The following is a 19335-nucleotide window of genomic DNA, read 5'->3' on the forward strand; positions in this document are numbered from 1 at the left end:
TGAGAATCTAATAAGAATACATCTAAATCATTATAAGTATAACGTTGATAAGTCCCATAATCATAAAACGTATAATTATATGTTTTTTTAACGAAATTTGGCCAAAATAATTTAAATATATCGTAGTCAGATTGTTTTTTACTCCAAATATCAGGTTGACTTGTGAAATTACAGTCAAGACTAGACCACGTAGCAATTTGTGGCATAGAGATCATAAAATCATTCAAATATTTGTTCTGTCTAGTGTCAACATAACGTTCAAAAAGTTTGTCAAATGATAATGAGGATTCTTGAACATCAATGTGTCCACCTAGCCAAATCATAAAGTCAGAATTAGTTTTGGTCATATTATTAAATAAGCTTGGAGATGTATTCTTTTGATCATAACCAACTAAAAACTGAACATCATCTAAATGGGGTCTTTTAGTAAAAATATCTATTTCTTTAACAAATTCATTATCAATAGATACTCTTGCAATATATTCTTTATTGGGAGATAAATTATCTAGATTTACGGTAAAAGGAATATAATCATCAAATTGATAATTATTAATTACTTCAAATTCGTACTCTAATAATTTATTATTTTCATAATCTGTTATATCAAATTCAATAGATTTTGCATCATCTGTTAATAAAAACCATATTTGAGTACCATACGAATCGACAAAGGATGCCATAGGACCAGCAATTAACTTATTAGACTGAGAATATCCGAAAAAACTAAAAGTCAATAAGCAACCAACTAGAAAGAAGTATAAATATTTCATTCTCAAATTTATTTAATATCTACAAGTTCAACTTCAAAAATTAATGTTGCGTTTGGAGGTATTACACCACCTGCTCCCCTTTCACCATAAGCTAAATCAGATGGAATTATGAATTTAGCTTTAGAACCTACTTTTAATAGAGCAATACCTTCATCCCAGCCAGGAATCACTCTTCCTTGACCAATTGGAAATGTAATAGGCTGACCTCTATCATAAGAAGAATCGAATTTAGTTCCATCTAAAAGAAAACCAGAATAATGAACTGAAACATTTGAACCCACTTTAGGAGTATCTCCACTTCCTTCACTTAAAATAAAATAAAGCAATCCACTACTTGTTTCAGTGGCATCTTTTGAAATTTCAATCAATCTTTCTTCATCAAGTTTCTTTTGCTCATCAGCTTTCTTTTCGGCTTCTAATTGAGAGTTTTTGAATACTTCAAGTGCATTAAATTTTCTAGCAACCTTACCTTCTCTAAGAATAGTTATTTTTTCAATAACATCTCCTTGTTCAATAGAGTTGATAATAGATTGACTAGCTTCATCATCAGCATCAATTCTTCCAAAAACTGAATGCTTACCATCTAACCATGGAGTTTCTTTATGTGTTATGAAAAATTGTGAACCATTTGTATTTGGGCCTGAATTTGCCATGGACAAAACTCCTGGTCCGTCATGACGAAGAGAATCATGAAATTCATCAGCAAATTTATATCCAGGATCACCAGTGCCGTTACCTAATGGACACCCCCCCTGTACCATAAAGTCAGGAATGACACGGTGAAATTTTAAACCATCATAAAAAGGCTTTTCAATACCTGGCATTAAACCTTCAGCTAAACATATAAAGTTTGCTACAGTCAGTGGAGTTTTATCATAATATAGTGATAAATTGATTTCTCCTTTATTAGTAATTATTTTTGCGTACATACCATCGTCATTTTTAGTTGCACTGCAAGATATAAAAAAGATACTAGATAGGATAATAATAAAATAAGCAATTTTTTTCATGATTTAATATTTAGTAATTTAATATTTAATAAAAGTGTTGCGTATGGAGGAACTTCTTTACCATAACCAGACATACCAAAACCTAAGTACGAAGGTATTATAATCTTTGCTGATTCGCCAATTTTTAGTAATTTAATTGCATGATTGAGACCCCGCATTTGTTTTGAGTATCCTAATTGAAAAAAAATTGTATCAATCATAGAGTAATGACTCAAGTTTTCAAGCTCTTCAAAAAGAATACAATCATAAGCTACTTCTACAATATCACCATCTTTGGGTGTTTTGTGCAATTTTTGAACCTTATTTTTATTATCAATTAAAATCCTTATGCCAGATGAATCTTTTAAGAAAAAAAGACCAGAAAGTTCAATTAACGAGTCTATCATAAAATCTTCAAATTTGACAATATCCTTATTTGACTCAAGAAAAAACTCAGATAAATAATCCTTTTTTTCATCTGAAATACGTATTTGGTGTTTTGTATTGCACGCAATTATAAAAAAAAACCAAAAGAAAACTAGTAAACGCATAATTTTAATATTTTATAAACATGAAGTGAAATACTTAATTGCTTCTTGCATGTCTCTATGTTTTAAAAATCCACCAGATGCATTCTTATGACCTCCACCGTTAAAAAATTTATTAGCAAATAAGTTCACATCAAAATCACCTTGAGACCTGAAAGATATCTTAATACCATCTTCAAATTGAACGAAAAAAGCAGAGAAATATATATTTTTAATACTTAACGGAAAATTAACGAATCCTTCAGTATCACCCTTTTTATAATTAAATGACATTAAATCATCTTCCATTAGATACGTCAAGGCAATTGTTTCATTTTTAAAAAACTTTAAATTATTAAGACAAATCTTTAATAATTCAAAACGCGATTTATTTTGAGAGTCAAAAAGTTTTCTATGTATGTAGGCATGGTCAATATTGTATTCCATTAACTTAGACACTATTAAGTGAGTATTTGAAGTAACATTCGGATATTTAAGGGAACCACTATCTGTAATAATACCAGTATAAAGTGATACTGCTATGTTCTTATTCAAAGCAACATTTATAGAATTTAAAAATTCATATACTAATTCTGCAGTAGAGCAAATAGACGGATTAGAGAGTATTTGGTCACAAAATAAATCTGGCTCTTCATGATGGTCAATCATCAATTTATATGCAGAACTTTCAGATAAAGAATCTGACATTGTATGTGTTCTATATAATTTATTAAAATCAAGACAAAATATTAAATCTGCTTGTTGAATTAAATCATTTGATTTACTAACTTCCGTTTCATAAACAATAACCTGTTCACATAATGGTAAAAATTGCAAATTATTAGGAAATTCATTAGGAACAATTACATGAACACTATGATAATCATTCAAGGCACTTAGCAATGCTAGTGATGAACCTAAAGCATCACCATCGGGTGTTTTATGAGTGGTAATGACGATATTCTTTTTCTTAGAAAGAATTTTTTTAACTAACTGATAATCCATAAAAAGTTTAATCAAACAAAAATAATATAAATTATCTTATTGATATATCATATTTTTTTAATTAAATTCAAACAAAAATTTAATAATGAAAAATACACGAACTTTTACCATGATTAAGCCAGATGCTGTTCAAAATAAATATACTGGACAGATAATCACTCATATCGAAAATGCTGGCTTTAAAATTATTGCAATGAAACTTAGGAAACTTTCAACTCAACAAGCTCAAGACTTTTATGAAGTTCACAAAGAAAGACCATTTTTCAATGATCTAATAAAATACATCACTTCAGGACCAATTATAGCTGCAGTACTTGAAAAAGAAAATGCTGTAGAAGATTTCAGAAAACTTATTGGAAGCACCAACCCTGAAGATGCTGATGAAGGAACTATAAGAAAATTATACGCAAAATCTATTGATGCAAATGCAATCCATGGTTCTGACAGTGATGAAAATGCTGAAATTGAATCTAATTTTCATTTTCAGAAATCAGAAACTATCTAATAATCACATCTGACAGGTTATTTTTAAGGTCTTTTAACCTATTAAGTATTGTTTTTTTTTGTGCAATCAAATCAGATTTCAAATATGGATTTTTAATGGTTACATAAAATAAATTATTTTCAATATATATTTTTCGAGATTCTGACAAGACATGTTTTCCTACTACTCTACTCCATAATTGCTTTGGTGACAATATCTCTTTATCATAGCCTTTTTTTTTATTTAAAAAATCTGAGATTACTTGACTAATCTTTTTAACTTTTGCGTTCCTCATAATAATTGCCATTTTTATCAAAAATAAAGTACTTAGACTCTATATCTACTTTGTTTAATATTTTATCAACTCGATCTTTACTAGTATCAGTAATAAATATTTGACCAAATTCTTTTTCGTTTAGAATACGAATTATTTGCTCCACCCTATCATAGTCTAATTTGTCAAAAATATCATCCAACAATAAAATAGGTTTAATTTGTAAAATATCTTTTAAAATCTCAAAATATGCAAACTTAAGAGCAATTAAAAATGATTTTTGTTGACCTTGAGATCCGGTTTTTTTTAAACTATAATTATTAATCTTAAAAACAAAATCATCTCTATGAATCCCATTAGTTGTATAAGTTAAAAATTGGTCCTTTTTAATACTAGTATTCAATAAATGAGCAAAATCATCATAATGTAGCTGAGATTGATAATCTATGTCAATTGATTCACTGCCATTCGAAATAATTTTATAGTATTTTTGAACTACTTTAATAATATTATGAACGCATTCCTTTCTCTTTGAGAAAATTGAATTTCCATATTCACANAAGTTAGAATCATAAATAGATAAAAGTTCATCAGCATCTTTAATCGAAGAATATTTTTTTAACAGTATATTTCTTTGTTGGAGACTTTTATTATAAGTGATTAATTCATTTATATAAGTGGGATCTAATTGTGATAAAAATTTATCAAAAAACCTTCTTCGTTCCTCATTACCACCTAAAATGATACTACTATCCATTGGAGTTATAATTACTAGTGGTATTTTGCCTATGTGATTTGATAGTTTGTCATACTTTTTACTATTAAATTTTATCTGTTTCTGTTTATTTTGAACTGAAGCTTGCACAACACATTGATTTGAAAAATCATCGATGTAACTTCCCTTAATCATAAAATAATTTTCTAGAAATCTAATATTATTTTGTTCTATATGGCTATAATAACTTTTACAAAAAGACAAGTAATATATAGCATCAAGAAGATTTGTTTTTCCAACACCATTCTTTCCTAAAAAGCAATTAATATAATTAGAAAACTTAATTGTTAAATTTTCATGGTTTTTATAGTTAACTAAAGATATGAGATTTAAAATCATATTTATATTTAATAATATGAGAAAATAACTTAATTTTACTGCAAAATAAATTTTTTATGAAAAAAAACAATAATACTGATAAACAATTAGCTAATATTGAAGAAGGTTTAACTAAAACTGAACAATTTATTGAAGATAATAGAAATATACTAATGTCTATTATTGGCGCAATAATAATTATTTTCATAGTGATTTATGGTTATAAAAATTTTTATAAAGAACCTCGAAACCAGGAAGCACAAAACCAGTTATTTATAGGCGAACAGTATTTTGAAAAAGGTGAATTCCAACTTGCATTGAACGGAAGTGATGACTATGTTGGCTTGATTGATATTAGTGAAAAATATTCAAATACTAAATCTGGAAATTTAGCAAAATATTACGCTGGAATTTCTCATTTAAAATTAGGAGAATTTGAAAGTGCAATTCAAATACTTGACAAGTATAATTCTGAAGATAAATTATTATTATCTATTGCAAAAGCTGCAATTGGAGATGCATTCTCAGAATTAAATCAACCTCAAGAAGCAATTGAGTATTATAATAAAGCTATTCGTATTTCTCCCAACAAGTTAACAACACCTTTATTTTTAATTAAATGTGCCAATCTGTACGAAATGGAAAAACAATTCAATGATGCAAAAGAATGCTATCTTAAAATTCAATCAAATTTTCCAGAATCATCTCAAGCAAAAAATATTGAAAAATATATTAATAAATTAAATTAATTTGAAACAAGAAAAAGATATAAATTATCAATTAAATGATAATGATGGTGAAGGGAAGAAGATTGGAATTGTTAAATCCTTGTGGAATAACAATGTTACAAGTATGATGTATAAATACTGCATTGAAACATTAACCGATCATGGAGTTAGTGAAAAGAATATTTATACACTTGAAGTTCCGGGAAGTTTTGAGTTAATATACGGAGGTAAAAAAATATTGAGAAATAACAATCTCGATGCTGTAGTACTAATTGGGAGTATTATAAAGGGAGAAACACCTCATTTTGAATTTATTTCTCAAGCAGTCACCAATGGAGTTAAAGACTTAAATATTTTATATGATATACCTTTTATTTTTTGCGTCTCTACAGATTTAAATTTGCAACAAGCGCTTTCAAGATCTGGTGGACAAAAGGGAAATAAAGGCAGAGATGCAGCCAAAACAGCTTTACAATTAATTAAAGAATAAAATTATTCAATTAAATATTTTTTTAGAGTAATTATAAGCATTTTCAAAAGCCAACANATCAAGAGAATGAGGTATCTTATTTTTGGCTATAAAATTCAATATTTTTTCTGTACCTAAATTACCAATTAAGGAACTATTAGTAAATGGACAACCACCGTAGCCACCTATTGCAACATCATATCTTTTACATCCAACACTCCATGCTGATTCTATTTTTTTAATTGCATCATCAGGATGACAATGTAGATGTAAACCTACATCTAAATCAGTGAAATTACTATTAACTTCAGAATATAATTCTGAAATTAATTGACTAGAAGCCTGACCAGTTGTATCTGCAAGCGAAATCGACTTTACACCTTTTTGATAAAGTTTTCTGATTTTTTCTAATAATATATTAACATTCCATTCTTCACTATATGGATTACCAAAAGCCATAGACAAATAAACTAACAAGGATTTATTTTTCTGCTCACATAAATTTAAAATTTCATCAATAAATAACATTGAAGATTTAATATCCATATTTGAATTGTTTTTTTGAAAAATCTCTGAAATAGAAAGTGGGTAACCTAAAATATTTATCTCTTCAAAACTTGATGCATCAAGAATACCTCTTTTATTTAAAACAATTGCTAACAATGAAGTCGAATCATTTATTTTTAACTGACTAATAACATTATAAGTATCCGACATTTGTGGAACAGCTTTTGGAGAAACAAAACTTCCAAAATCTATAATATCAAACCCAACTTTTATTAATGAATTGATATAATTTATCTTGTCCTCAGTAGGAATAAATTTATTAATACCTTGCATTGCATCTCTTGGGCACTCTACTATTTGAATTTTTTTATTTTCCATATGAACCTACGATTTTAACCTCTGTTCTTCTATTCATTATTCTAGCCTCATCAGAATCATCTAAATTAATAGGTTTATCAAAACCGTAACCTTTATAAGTCATCTGATTTGGTGAAACTCCATAATTTAATAATGCATTATAAACTGATTTAGCTCTTTTATCGGATAATTGATAATTATATTTTTTAGAACCAATATTATCAGTATGACCACCTATTTCAACAACCAATGATGAATTCAAAATTAAATAATCAGCGAATTTTTGAATTTCTAATAATGAATTTTTAGCAAGAGAAAAATCATCAAAATCATAATAAATATTATTCAAATTAATTATGTTACCTAAATTCAATCTATTAAGAAGAATTGTTAGTGATTTTAAAGTTTCATTTTGTTTTAGTTCATAATTGGAGGAAAAAAAATCATGAAACTTGGAAAACACGGTAATTGAAAACTTTGAATTGGGAGGAATAGAGAAAGAAAATTGACCTAAATTATCTGAATTTAGATGATACTCCCAATCGTCATCAAGACCAATAATTGAAATTTTACATGAAACCCCTTTCCTATTAATCGAGTCAAGTAACAAACCATTAACTACTGCAACAGTACTAGACTGAATATTTTTAGGTAAATTAAATTCATAAATATCTAGGTTTCCTTTAGAATTAGAATTAAAATATGCTTTTTCTCCATCTGGTGAAACAATAAGACCAGATTCATCATAATGTGTATTTATAGGAAAACCTAAATTAATAATAGAATCAAAGTTAAATTGACTATTCATCCTGGCAAGAAAAAGATCAAAGCCTCCAAAACCTGGTTTTCCTTTAGATGAAAAATAAAAGGAACTATTATCATAGTGCAAAAAAGGAGTATACTCATCACCTGATGAATTAATCTTAGGACCTAAATTAAAAGGTTCGGACCAAGAATTATTTATTTTTCTTGAAGCCCATATATCTGAACCACCATAACCACCATGCCGATTACTAGAAAAAAACAAAAGTTTACCATCAGCAGAGACGGATGGTTGAGAGTCCCAATATTTACTATTTATTTTAGACCCAATATTTATAGACTTGGACCAAGTTGTTTCATTAATTAATGTTGATATATATATATCACATCCACCATATCCATCTGGTCTGTTACAAGATGTAAAATATAAATCTTTACCATCTAAACTAACAGACAATGAACCTTCACGATATTCACTATTTATATTTGGACCAAGCTTAATTGGTTGAGTCCATACATCATCAATATTTCTAGATATATAAAAATTTTCATCCTTCAATTCACTTTTTAAATCTCTCTGTGTATAAATTAAAACGTTTGAATTAATAGGCATTGAAGGAAAATATTCATCATATATTGTGTTAATATTTAAAAATACAGGCTTGAAGTTAACGGAGTCTTTTAAATTTAAGACAGCAAAATTATTCTTAACAATTAATTCTTTTAACTGTGGGGATCTCTCAATATCGACATTGAAATTAGGATTCGAAATTATTTCTTCAAAAAGATGATAATGACCTTTTTGATATAAAATTTTTAAAAAATTTGATACTGAAAAAAATGAAGTATTTAATAATTGATTATTCTCATAAGCTTTTAAATAGAAAATATATGCATTATCAAAATCCTTAATTGCATAATATGTATCCGCGAGAGAATTTAAAAACTTTGATTCATTGCACATAGTATTGAGCTTAAAAATCAATTTACTCACTTTTTCAATATCTCCAACTAATATATGCTTATCAACCTTCTTAAGATGTTTACTCGCTTTCTTACAGTTGTCATTTGAATTTGTATTAACTAAAAAAAAAATTAAAAGCATTAATAAATTCATTGTATATGTAGGTATTTATGCATTTGTAGCGAAAGTTTCCATCTAGGATTAGAATTAATAAAGTCAATAATTTTTGGTTTCATAATTTTCAACTTACTCCACTCAGGCTGCAGATATAACAAACAAGAATCTGAAACTTTTTTTTCTTGGTCTAAAGCCCATTTAAAATCATTATGATTATAAATAACTATCTTTAATTCAGAAGCAAATTCATAAATCTCATTTAAGGGGGGTTTAATCTTTTTTGGAGATAACGTAACCCAATCCCATTTTGCACTAAGAGGATAAGCACCTGATGTCTCTAAATGAACTTTATAGCCAGCATTTGAAATTTGATTAACTACGTTAGTTAAGTCATGCATTAAAGGCTCACCTCCCGTAAATATGACTATTTTAGAATTACTTTTATTTAACTCATCTAATAACTCATCTGATGTTTTAACGACTCCTGCATCAAGACTCCAAGAATTTGGCTCATCACACCAATGACAACCAATATCACAACCTTGAGTTCTAATAAAAAATGCAGACTGTCCAGCATACCAGCCTTCACCTTGAATCGATAAAAATGTTTCTTTTATAGGAATCATATAACAAAATAATTATTAAAAATAAATAAAATGTAAATTAGTAATAATGAAAATGCAAAAAATAATTATTAGCGGTCCTCCTGGCAGCGGCAAAACAACTATTATCAATAAATTAAAAGATTTAGGACATAAATGTTTTTCTGAAGTAACACCACCAAAATTAGATTTAAGTAAATCACAAAACAAATTAAAATTAAGTAAGTATATTTTCAAGCACAGAATTCTTCAATATCAAACTACTAATTTAAAAATAGCTTTCTATGACCGAAGTCTTATAGACGTAGTCGCATATATGAAATATTGGAAAATGAAGTATCCTACTCAATGGGATGAGGATATAAATGATTTAAAATACTTTAATAAAGTGTTCTATACACCAAGTTGGGAAGAAATTTATATTCAATCTGAAATAAGACATGAAAAATTTACAGAAGCAACAAAAATAGATGTTTTTTTAAGAGAATCATATCTTAATTTCAACTACAAAATTATTGAAGTACCAATGAGGGATATTAATGAAAGAGTTAAATTTATTATTAATAACATATGAGAAAGAAAATAATATTTTGTGGAACTCCATATTTTGCAAAAAGCACACTAGATACTCTTTTTAAACTTCAAGAAGAACTTAATTATGATTTATTAGGTGTTGTTACAATAAAAGATAAAATTGCTGGTAGAGGGCAAAAAAAACAAGAGTCGTCAATTAAAAAGACTGCTAAAATATTAAACTTAAAAATTTTTACGCCTGATAATCTTGAAGATTTAAATTTTATTAAAAAAATAAAAAAACTAAATCCAGATTTAATTATTGTAGTAGCTTTCAAAAAATTACCAAAAATATTTTTTTCAATACCTAAATTAGGCACAATTAATTTACATGCCTCATTATTACCAAAATATAGAGGGGCTGCGCCAATAAACTGGGCACTTATAAACGGTGAGAAAAAAACTGGATTAACTACATTTTTTATAAACGAAAAAATAGATACAGGTGATGTAATATTACAATCAGAAATAAAAATTCTGAAAAATTGGCATGCAAATGACCTTCATGATAAACTAATGGTTCAAAGTGAGGGAATAATAAAAGAAACATTAAAAATAATATTTTTTGGCAATTATAAATTAAAAAAACAAAACTTAAAATCTAGATATAAAGGAGCACGAAAAATACTGAAATCTGATTATCAATTTCCCAAAGAATTATGGAAACAAAAATCATTACAAGATTTATTTAACTTCATAAGAGGAATGTCACCGCCTGGAATAAGAACAAATATTAGACTACATAGAGATCAGCCAGTTGATAAAAAAATTATTATTACTAGAGTGTGTGATTTTAAAAAACATAAAAACAAAACACAAATAAAAGATATTTCAATTCAATATTCAAAAGAAAATAGACTAACAATATCAAACAATATAGAGTCGTTTATTATTGAAAAATTGAAAATTGAAAATAAAAAGGAAATGACAGATAAAGAATTTTATAACGGATATATAAAAAACAAAAACCAAAACTACAAAATATCAATTATCATATAATTAATTCAAGGACTCAGTCTATTTATTTTCCATACAGATTTTTTTTTCTCGTACAAAAATCTGTCATGCATTCTATTTACACCGCCCTGCCAAAATTCAACTGAAGAAGGTTTAATATGAAAACCACCCCAAAATTCAGGTCTAGGGATAGTTTTATTTAAAAATTTTTTTTCAAAAATATTATAACGACTTATCATTTTTTTACGACTTAAAAGCTGACTACTTTGATTTGATGCCCAGGCAGAAATTTGTGATTTTCTTGGTCTTTTTTTAAAGTATAAATCAGATTTTCTTGCTAAAAGTTTTTCTGCAAATCCATTAACTCTAACTTGTCTCTGAAAATCAGGCCAAAAAAAACAAAGAGATACATTATTATTATCAATAATCTGACGAGCCTTTAAACTATTGTAATTAGTGTAAAATACAAATCCGGTTTTATCAAAGTCCTTTAATAAAACGACTCGGCTTCTAACTCCATTAACTTTATTATAGGTTGATAAAGTAACTGCATTAAAATCACCGTTTTGAGACAATTGGCTAAACCATATATCAAACTGAATCATTGGATGAGGATTCAGTTTGTCAAAATCTAAATTATCCAAATCATAGTTAATTCTAATATTTTCAATTTTTTTCATAAGAATAATATTCGACTTTAAAATTAGTATAAAATATTTTATATATTAACATTATGAAAAATGAAATAACAACAGGAACTATTTTAATATCTAAACCATTTATGGAAGATAAAAGGTTTGAAAAAACTGTAATTCTTATTACTGAGCACAATGAAAACGGATCAATAGGTTTTATTTTAAATAAAAATAACCCTGTTGATATATTAGAATTTATCCCTTCCCTACACAAAAAATCTATAACTATTAAGGAAGGTGGACCTGTTGACAAAAACAACCTATTCTTTATCCACAAACATCCTGACTTAATAAATAACTGTTTTAAAATAAAGGACGGTTATTTTTGGGGAGGAGATATTAATGACTTAGTTCAGGGAATGAATAGAGATGAAATTAAAACACATGAAATTTTATTTTTCACAGGATATGCCGGATGGGAAAAAAACCAATTGTTACAAGAGATAAATGAAGGTTCTTGGATTATTCAAAATACACATCTTGAAATGCTTGAAGAACCTATCAACTGGTCAAGGTTATTAATTGAAATAAACGAAGAATTTGAAGTGTGGACAACTGCCCCCTCTGATTTCCGCTTAAATTAAAAATTTCTGATTTAAGTCATTTATTATATTTGAAGAGATATTTTTATCATATACTTTATTTCCTAACCGATATACCCAACATAAACCGATTATGACATTTGAAATAAAAACTTCTTTTGCATTCATTAAGTCTGAAAAAGAAATACTTTGTTCTGAAATTTGATACTTTTTATCACTCAATAACACACTACGTAAAACTCCATTAATACAACCATCCTCTAACGGAGGGGTAATTATATTATCTAAATTATCAACAATAAAAATATTACCTTTGGAAGATTCAACAATATTATTATTACAATTAATTAATAATATATCATCATAGTTATTTTCACGAGCATAAATTGAAGACATTACATTAATTAAACGATTATTGCTCTTAATATTTGACAATGGTCCTTTAGGGATATAATTTTCTTTATAGAGGGAAATATTTAAACCTTTATTATCTAACTGATATAAACTCGCATTTAATAAATGTGATTCTATAATATAACTTGTATTATTTTCATCTGGACAATAATAACCAGAGCTATTTCTGAAAAAGGTAATTTTAACTCTTGCAGAATTAGAATTTAAATTATTCTCTTTTAAAAGACTTTCAATAAGTTCTTTAAAGGTTTCAATATTAAAATTACTTGGTTGTTTCATTTTAGTAATTAAAAAAGAACTAGCTATGCGAAAATAATGATCTTCCCAAAATAAAGGTAGCCCCATATAACATTTGACTGTTTCAAAAAATGAGTCACCATATTTTAACCCCCTGTTTTCTAATGAGACATTTAAGTCATTTTTATTAATCAATTGACTATTGTGATAAATTTTATCCATTTCTTATCATTTTTATATGTGGAATCTCATCTTCTAAAAATTCTTCTCCGATAGTCATGAAACCGAAAAACTCATAGAATTTAACTAAATAAACTTGAGCAGACATAACTAGAGTTTCATTATGATCAAATAAAGCAATTCCTTTTGTTAAAAGCTCTTTTCCAACACCTAGTCCTCTTAAATCTTTTCTTACTAATATCCGTCCAAATGAAATATTTGGATATAAAGTGCCAGCTGGAACAATTCGCATATAAGCAACTAGCTCAAATTCTTTATATGCCATTAGGTGAATAGAATTTAAATCATAATTATCTGCATCTAAATAATTACAATTTTGTTCGACAATAAAAACTTCTTGTCTTAATTTTAATAAATCATATAATTCATCTTTGGATAAATCATGATATTCCTTATGTATCCATTTAATCATAAATTAAACTCTTTTAACTTATTAAGGATTAAATTGTGACATTTATGATTCAAATCAAATGCATCGTGAAATGATCTTGAATCAATAGGTTCAAAAATATGAACAAATACATTTCCAGGTTTAATAAGCATAGTTACATCAGAAAACCTCTCTTGGGCATTCATTAAAGCAATTGGTATCACAGGAACTTTTGTTTCTAAAGCTAATCTAAATGCTCCATTTCTAAATTCATGTAATAATTTACTTTCTTGTAAGTTATAAGGATTATTTGACTTCACGTCTCCATTATTTCGCCACCCACCTTCAGGAAATAAAATAATAGAACACCCATCATTTAGAGCTCGCTTCATTGAATCAAAACCTTGTTGTCTAGATGCTTTATCTTCTCTTTTAACTGCAATTTGTCCAGAGTGTTTAGCCAAATAACCAAATAAAGGCCATTTGAAAACTTCAGCTTTACCAAGATATTTAATTTTATATGGAATTAAAGACGCAATAATAATAACATCCAGGTATGATTTATGATTTACAACATACACACATGGTTTTGAATATTTAATAGGAAAACTACCAGATGTAACTTTACGCATTCCAAATAAAAAAAGTAATATATTACCTACATAATAATTATATTGAACAAATATATTTCTACCAAAATCTCCTAAACAGAAAATTAGAAAAAGGTTAGGAATAAGCAGTGTCAAAAAAATAGACACAGTAATCAAAAAACACCAAAAAGTCCATAGTTTTAATAAAAGCTTCATTTTAAAAAATTAAAATATAACTCAAATATAAACATCTGTAATATTATTTTAACATTCTATTGTTTTATATTTGTCCTCTTATGAATATAGCATTTCACACATTAGGTTGTAAACTTAATTTTTCAGAAACATCATTTATAATAAATGATATTAAAAATGCAGGTTTTAAAGAAGTGAATTTTGATGAATTTGCAGATACATATGTCATCAATACATGTTCTGTAACTGAAAATGCAAATAAGGAATGTCAATACTTAGTAAGAAAAGTTTTGAAAAAAAATCCTGATGCAAAAATAGTTATTATGGGATGTTATGCACAACTAAAACCAGAAGAAATTGCAAGAATAAATGGTGTAGATTTAATTTTAGGAAATAATGAAAAGTTTAAACTTAAAAAGTTTTTAAGCAGTTTAAGTAAAAAAAATAACACACAAATTATAAGAAAGGATACTGAAGAATTAAATGATTTTCAATCTGCCTTTTCATCAGGGAATAGAACAAGATCATTTCTAAAAATACAAGATGGATGTAGCTATAAATGTAGTTTCTGTACAATCCCTCTAGCAAGAGGAAAAAGTAGAAGTGATAATGTGGAAAATATAATATCTCGCATTAAGGAAATAAAAAAAAATGATGTAAAAGAAATTGTATTGACTGGAGTTAATATTGGTGATTTTCAATCTCATAAGAATGAAAAATTTATTGACCTTTTAAAGGAAATTGATAAAATAAAAGATTTAAGAATAAGAATATCATCTATTGAACCAAATCTAATAAATAACGATATAATTAAATTAATTAGTAATTCAAAAATATTTGTTCCTCATTTCCATATTCCATTACAATCTGGTTCTGATACAATCCTAAAACTTATGAAGAGAAGATATTTAACTAAATATTATCAATCTCTAATTAAAAGAATTAATGATAATATTGAAAATGTATGTATTGGAGTAGATGTTATTGTAGGTTTCCCAGGTGAAAGTGAAGATCTTTTTAATGAAACTGTTAATTTTATTAAGTCTCTAAACATATCATATCTTCATGTCTTCACTTATTCTGAAAGAGAAAATACTTCAGCACAGAGAATGAATAATTCTGTACCTATTCATGTAAGAAAATATAGAAGTAAAGTGTTGAGAAATTTATCTGATAAGAAAAAAAGATATTTTTATCAAAAAAATATTGGATATGTAAAAGAAATATTATTTGAGAATCAGGTAATTGATGGATATATTTACGGGTTTTCTGAGAACTATATTAAAGTTCAAGCCAAATACAATGAAAATTTGATAAATAAATTGCAAAAATTTACAATTAAAAATATTCAACATAACAAAACAACATTTGCTCAAGGAACTTTAACAAATTAATTTTATGACATATCCAACTATTAGCCACTTAATCGAAAGTCTTACAGGTTTATTCATTCCATTACCAATACAAACATTTGGGTTTTTTATAGTTGCAGCCTTTGTAGTTGGACACTTTTTTATTAAAAAAGAATTTTTAAGACTTGAGAAGTTAAAATTATTCAAACAAATAACTTTAACAAACTCAAAATCCTTATTCCTTATTGCTATTGAATATATAATTAATTGTTTTTTTTCATTCTTTTTAGGTTATAAACTTCCATATATAATTAACAATTACAACACTTTTGCTGAATCTCCTCATACTATTATACTCTCGTCTGATGGTAATATAATCTTTGGAATAATAATAAGTTTAGCCACATTAATATTTATGTTTAAGAAAAATAAAGATGAATCTAATAACGAGAAAAAATTAAAAATTTACCCGTCTGACTTATCTTGGAATGTTTTATTTGTTGCAGCAGTTAGCGGAATCATAGGAGCTAAATTATTTGCCGTATTTGAAGATATAGATTACTTATTAGATGACCCCATTTCTGCAATACTGTCATTTAGTGGCTTAACATTTTATGGAGGACTTATTATGGGAACAATTTCTGTAATAATTTATGCTAAAAAATATAAAATAAATATTTTAAGACTTGCAGATGCTTTTGCTCCTTCATTAATATTAGCATATGGGATAGGAAGACTCGGATGTCATTTTTCGGGTGATGGTGATTGGGGAATAATAGCGAATATGAGTAAAAAACCCGACTTTTTGCCTGAATGGATTTGGGGATATAATTTTCCCCATAATGTTATTGAAACTGGAATAAAAATAAATGACTGTTTTGGAAAGTATTGTTATGAGTTACCCTACCCTGTCTACCCTACTTCACTTTATGAAGCATTATTTGGTTTTATTGCATTTATTTTTTTGTGGAATATTAAAAACAAAATTAAAATACCTGGAATACTATTTTGTATTTATTTAATTATTAATGGAATTGAAAGATATTTAATTGAAATCATTAGAGTAACAGAGAAGTATACAATTTTCAACACTCAATTCACTCAAGCCCAATTAATTGGAATATTTTTAGTATTTATAGGGGGAACATGTATTTTCTTACTAGTTAAACTAAATGTAAAATATGGATTTAACAAAAAATAAAAGTCTTCTTCTTTTACATTTTATAATTATTATTTGGGGATTCACTGGTATTTTAGGTAAAATGATTGATTTACCATCTATAGTAATTGTATTGCATAGAATGATAATTGCCAGCGCCGCTCTTTTTCTTGTAAACTATAAGATTTATAATAAGGTTAAAACTAATATAAAAGACATAGTAAAATATTTTGCCATTGGTTTAATAACTGCAATTCATTGGATATGTTTTTTTGAATCTATTAAATTGTCAAATGTATCTCTTGCATTAATATGTTTATCTACAATCTCACTATTTACAGCTGTTCTAGATCCATTATTACAAAAAAAAAGAATATCATTTCACGAAATAATACTATCATTAGCAGTAACAATCGGAATTGTAATTATATTTAATTTTGAATCAGGATATAGTAAAGCAATTCTATTATCTATTATTTCTGCTTTTTGTGGGGCATTATTTACAATACTTAATCATAAGCTAATTAAAAAAAAACATAAAGCAATGATAATTACCTCATGGGAGATGTTAGGAGGTGTTATTTTTATAGTAATATACCTTTTGACTCAAAATGAAATAAATTATAATATAATCCCAAATAACAAAGATGTTATTTATATATTAATTCTTGGATTAATATGTACAGCTTTTGCCTTTTCAGCAAGCATTGAAATTATGAAAAAAATAAGTCCTTTTACTATTAATTTAACAGTAAACTTAGAACCAATATATGCAATTTTTTTAGCAATAATTATTTTTGGAGAATCTGAAATTATGTCATTAGAATTTTATCTTGGTGGATTGATAATAATATGTAGTATTTTCACAAACACATTGATAAAACATAAAAACGCAAAATAACATAATATATATTTCACTATCTTTGTAACAATAAAATTTTTCGACTATGAAAAACCTTTTAAGTTTTATCTTTTTTTTAAATTTCATATTAATAAGTGCACAATCCTCTACAGATAATTATAACTTCTTTGAACAAGGAATATGTGTTTCAGGAAATTGTGAGAATGGCTTTGGTATTAAGAGATATCAAGATGGAACAATTTATGTAGGGAATTGGTGGAATAAAATACCTGGAGGTCATGGAACACTAATTTGGGGAGATGGAACAATATATGTTGGCAATTTTGACAAAGGAAAATATCATGGTGATGGTACCTTTATGACAAGGGAACAATTCTATATTGGAGAATTTAAAAGTGACAGAGCGAATGGTAACGGAACATTTTTTCTTCAAAATGGAGTGTATTTTGGGGAGTTTGAAGATGGATTATTTGACGGAAAAGGCTACTTTTTAGATACAAATGGAAGTATAGAAGAAGGCACCTTTAATAAAGGCAATATTGTTGGAGACATTATATATAGAACTGAAGATTATATAAGAAGAAAATAATTATTTTATTACAATAATCTTTTTATTGTATAGATCATCACCTGTTTGAATAACACAATTGTAAATGCCATCGCGAAAATCATCTAAACCAATACTCATAAAGTGTGTATTAGTATCATAAAGATTTTCACTAAATACAATTCTTCCACTAATATCATATATTAAAATACTAATATCAGAAACTGATAACAATTCAAAATCTAAATTAATTTCATTTTTAGAGGGATTTGGATACAAATCAATTATTGGTTCAGCTAATTCATTAGTTGATGAAATATTATACTCCCCTACTCTAAAATAATCTGTTAATTCAGTTCCAAAATCATCTTGATAATACTTAAAAAAACCACCTGGAATATTTTTTAATCTAGCATATCCAGATCCATCATTATTTGCCCACCAAGTAAGACCATCTTCATTATTATATTGATTCCCTCCTGTATCTAAAATTTGAAATTTATAACAACCTGGATCTAACTGCATAGTATCTTTATAGATTGTATTAGCAGACATATTTGATCTAGAAAAAATTAAATTCCCTAGATTATCGCTTAATTCATACGAACTTTCATTTGGCACATCATTAGTCTTAAACCATATTGCAAATGTACTAGGGTATTCTTCTACAAACTCATAATCTGAATACAATATATCATTTATTGTATAATCATCTTCAGGCTGATAATTAGGCATATTTATTCGTGCATAAAATGATAGATTTTGGTCCCAAGAATACCAATTAATTGGAGGCAAATAAATCATTTCTGTTTCACCAAAAGCTAAATTACCCTCCCACAAATAAGTGTTTGGATCATATCCATCAAAACCATATACAATATAAGCACTAGTTAAATCTTCTATCCCTTGGTTTTTTATTTTTACAATAGGACTAGAGCAAGTTGGATTAAACCT

At 26.9% G+C, this 19335-nt stretch carries 24 protein-coding genes; 10 read left to right on the forward strand and 14 right to left on the reverse strand.

What is annotated here, in order from left to right; translation table 11 throughout:
* From CBD51_005605 to CBD51_005620, 4 genes are all read right to left on the reverse strand, one after another.
* The coding region (locus tag CBD51_005605) for a hypothetical protein (protein ID RPG58112.1) at window positions 1-770 on the reverse strand (770 nt) is incomplete at its 3' end.
* A gap of 8 nt (window positions 771-778) precedes the next feature.
* The gene (locus CBD51_005610) at window positions 779-1780 is read right to left on the reverse strand and encodes a peptidylprolyl isomerase (GenBank protein RPG58113.1); all 1002 of its coding nucleotides are present in this window, start codon (window positions 1778-1780) and stop codon (window positions 779-781) included.
* Window positions 1777-2310 carry a hypothetical protein gene (locus CBD51_005615; protein ID RPG58114.1) on the reverse strand — a complete coding sequence of 178 codons (534 nt, stop codon included), beginning with the start codon at window positions 2308-2310 and terminating at the stop codon, window positions 1777-1779. Before CBD51_005615 ends, CBD51_005610 begins: the two co-directional genes overlap by 4 nt.
* Window positions 2311-2322: 12 nt before the next feature.
* Window positions 2323-3306 (reverse strand): bifunctional oligoribonuclease/PAP phosphatase NrnA, encoded by a 984-nt coding sequence (locus CBD51_005620; protein RPG58115.1) that lies wholly within the window; start codon window positions 3304-3306, stop codon window positions 2323-2325.
* 70 nt (window positions 3307-3376) lie between these two features.
* Here CBD51_005620 and CBD51_005625 point away from each other — a divergent pair, with 70 nt between their 5' ends.
* Window positions 3377-3796, forward strand: a complete 420-nt coding sequence (locus CBD51_005625; protein RPG58116.1) for a nucleoside-diphosphate kinase — start codon at window positions 3377-3379, stop codon at window positions 3794-3796.
* On the opposite strand, the gene CBD51_005630 is transcribed toward CBD51_005625, so the two are convergent.
* Both CBD51_005630 and recF read right to left on the reverse strand, forming a co-directional pair.
* Window positions 3789-4082: a DUF721 domain-containing protein gene (locus CBD51_005630; GenBank protein ID RPG58117.1), complete on the reverse strand. Its 294-nt coding sequence runs from the start codon at window positions 4080-4082 to the stop codon at window positions 3789-3791. The two genes, CBD51_005625 and CBD51_005630, sit on opposite strands and share 8 nt — an antisense overlap.
* Window positions 4051-5163 carry a DNA replication and repair protein RecF gene (gene recF / locus CBD51_005635; GenBank protein RPG58118.1) on the reverse strand — a complete coding sequence of 371 codons (1113 nt, stop codon included), beginning with the start codon at window positions 5161-5163 and terminating at the stop codon, window positions 4051-4053. The genes CBD51_005630 and recF overlap by 32 nt, the downstream gene beginning before the upstream one ends.
* 56 nt (window positions 5164-5219) lie before the next feature.
* On the opposite strand from recF, the gene CBD51_005640 reads away from it, so the two are divergent.
* Together CBD51_005640 and CBD51_005645 are read left to right on the forward strand one after the other, a co-directional pair.
* On the forward strand, window positions 5220-5891 hold the full coding sequence (locus CBD51_005640; protein ID RPG58119.1) for a tetratricopeptide repeat protein: 672 nt from the start codon (window positions 5220-5222) through the stop codon (window positions 5889-5891).
* A gap of 19 nt (window positions 5892-5910) precedes the next feature.
* Window positions 5911-6360 carry a 6,7-dimethyl-8-ribityllumazine synthase gene (locus tag CBD51_005645; protein RPG58135.1) on the forward strand — a complete coding sequence of 150 codons (450 nt, stop codon included), beginning with the start codon at window positions 5911-5913 and terminating at the stop codon, window positions 6358-6360.
* Window positions 6361-6366: 6 nt separating this feature from the next.
* On the opposite strand, the gene CBD51_005650 is transcribed toward CBD51_005645, so the two are convergent.
* The 3 genes from CBD51_005650 to CBD51_005660 are packed head-to-tail and all read right to left on the reverse strand — an operon-like array spanning window position 6367 to window position 9672.
* On the reverse strand, window positions 6367-7224 hold the full coding sequence (locus CBD51_005650; GenBank protein RPG58120.1) for a hydroxymethylglutaryl-CoA lyase: 858 nt from the start codon (window positions 7222-7224) through the stop codon (window positions 6367-6369).
* On the reverse strand, window positions 7214-9082 hold the full coding sequence (locus tag CBD51_005655) for a hypothetical protein (GenBank protein RPG58121.1): 1869 nt from the start codon (window positions 9080-9082) through the stop codon (window positions 7214-7216). Before CBD51_005655 ends, CBD51_005650 begins: the two co-directional genes overlap by 11 nt.
* Complete coding sequence (locus tag CBD51_005660) at window positions 9079-9672, reverse strand: 7-carboxy-7-deazaguanine synthase QueE (protein ID RPG58122.1); 594 nt, start codon at window positions 9670-9672, stop codon at window positions 9079-9081. Before CBD51_005660 ends, CBD51_005655 begins: the two co-directional genes overlap by 4 nt.
* A gap of 46 nt (window positions 9673-9718) precedes the next feature.
* Between CBD51_005660 and CBD51_005665 the strand changes: the two genes are divergently transcribed.
* Together CBD51_005665 and fmt are read left to right on the forward strand one after the other, a co-directional pair.
* The gene (locus tag CBD51_005665; GenBank protein ID RPG58123.1) at window positions 9719-10222 is read left to right on the forward strand and encodes a hypothetical protein; all 504 of its coding nucleotides are present in this window, start codon (window positions 9719-9721) and stop codon (window positions 10220-10222) included.
* The gene (gene fmt / locus CBD51_005670; GenBank protein RPG58124.1) at window positions 10219-11220 is read left to right on the forward strand and encodes a methionyl-tRNA formyltransferase; all 1002 of its coding nucleotides are present in this window, start codon (window positions 10219-10221) and stop codon (window positions 11218-11220) included. The genes CBD51_005665 and fmt overlap by 4 nt, the downstream gene beginning before the upstream one ends.
* Window positions 11221-11225: 5 nt before the next feature.
* On the opposite strand, the gene pdxH is transcribed toward fmt, so the two are convergent.
* Entirely contained in the window at window positions 11226-11858 is a 633-nt protein-coding gene (pdxH, locus tag CBD51_005675; protein ID RPG58125.1) for a pyridoxamine 5'-phosphate oxidase, read from the reverse strand.
* 53 nt (window positions 11859-11911) lie between these two features.
* Here pdxH and CBD51_005680 point away from each other — a divergent pair, with 53 nt between their 5' ends.
* Window positions 11912-12457, forward strand: a complete 546-nt coding sequence (locus CBD51_005680) for a YqgE/AlgH family protein (GenBank protein ID RPG58126.1) — start codon at window positions 11912-11914, stop codon at window positions 12455-12457.
* Here the strand turns inward: CBD51_005680 and CBD51_005685 are convergent.
* From CBD51_005685 to CBD51_005695, 3 genes are read right to left on the reverse strand one after another with little or no spacing between them, the layout of a single operon-like run.
* Window positions 12449-13288 (reverse strand): aminotransferase class IV, encoded by an 840-nt coding sequence (locus CBD51_005685; protein ID RPG58127.1) that lies wholly within the window; start codon window positions 13286-13288, stop codon window positions 12449-12451. The genes CBD51_005680 and CBD51_005685 overlap by 9 nt on opposite strands.
* Window positions 13281-13718 (reverse strand): GNAT family N-acetyltransferase, encoded by a 438-nt coding sequence (locus CBD51_005690; protein RPG58128.1) that lies wholly within the window; start codon window positions 13716-13718, stop codon window positions 13281-13283. Before CBD51_005690 ends, CBD51_005685 begins: the two co-directional genes overlap by 8 nt.
* The gene (locus CBD51_005695) at window positions 13715-14482 is read right to left on the reverse strand and encodes a 1-acyl-sn-glycerol-3-phosphate acyltransferase (protein RPG58129.1); all 768 of its coding nucleotides are present in this window, start codon (window positions 14480-14482) and stop codon (window positions 13715-13717) included. The genes CBD51_005690 and CBD51_005695 overlap by 4 nt, the downstream gene beginning before the upstream one ends.
* Before the next feature lie 80 nt (window positions 14483-14562).
* On the opposite strand from CBD51_005695, the gene mtaB reads away from it, so the two are divergent.
* From mtaB to CBD51_005715, 4 genes are read left to right on the forward strand one after another with little or no spacing between them, the layout of a single operon-like run.
* The gene (mtaB, locus tag CBD51_005700; protein ID RPG58130.1) at window positions 14563-15855 is read left to right on the forward strand and encodes a tRNA (N(6)-L-threonylcarbamoyladenosine(37)-C(2))-methylthiotransferase MtaB; all 1293 of its coding nucleotides are present in this window, start codon (window positions 14563-14565) and stop codon (window positions 15853-15855) included.
* A 4-nt stretch (window positions 15856-15859) separates the two neighbouring features.
* Complete coding sequence (locus CBD51_005705; protein ID RPG58131.1) at window positions 15860-17014, forward strand: diacylglyceryl transferase; 1155 nt, start codon at window positions 15860-15862, stop codon at window positions 17012-17014.
* Window positions 16995-17873, forward strand: coding sequence for an EamA family transporter (locus tag CBD51_005710; GenBank protein RPG58132.1), 879 nt, complete (start codon window positions 16995-16997; stop codon window positions 17871-17873). The genes CBD51_005705 and CBD51_005710 overlap by 20 nt, the downstream gene beginning before the upstream one ends.
* Window positions 17874-17919: 46 nt before the next feature.
* Window positions 17920-18423 (forward strand): hypothetical protein, encoded by a 504-nt coding sequence (locus CBD51_005715; GenBank protein ID RPG58133.1) that lies wholly within the window; start codon window positions 17920-17922, stop codon window positions 18421-18423.
* Here CBD51_005715 and CBD51_005720 read toward each other — a convergent pair.
* On the reverse strand, window positions 18424-19335 hold a 912-nt coding region (locus CBD51_005720), incomplete at its 5' end, for a T9SS C-terminal target domain-containing protein (protein RPG58134.1).

It is taken from the genome of Flavobacteriales bacterium TMED191 (assembly GCA_002171975.2).
In the GTDB taxonomy this organism is placed as follows: Bacteria; Bacteroidota; Bacteroidia; order Flavobacteriales; family TMED113.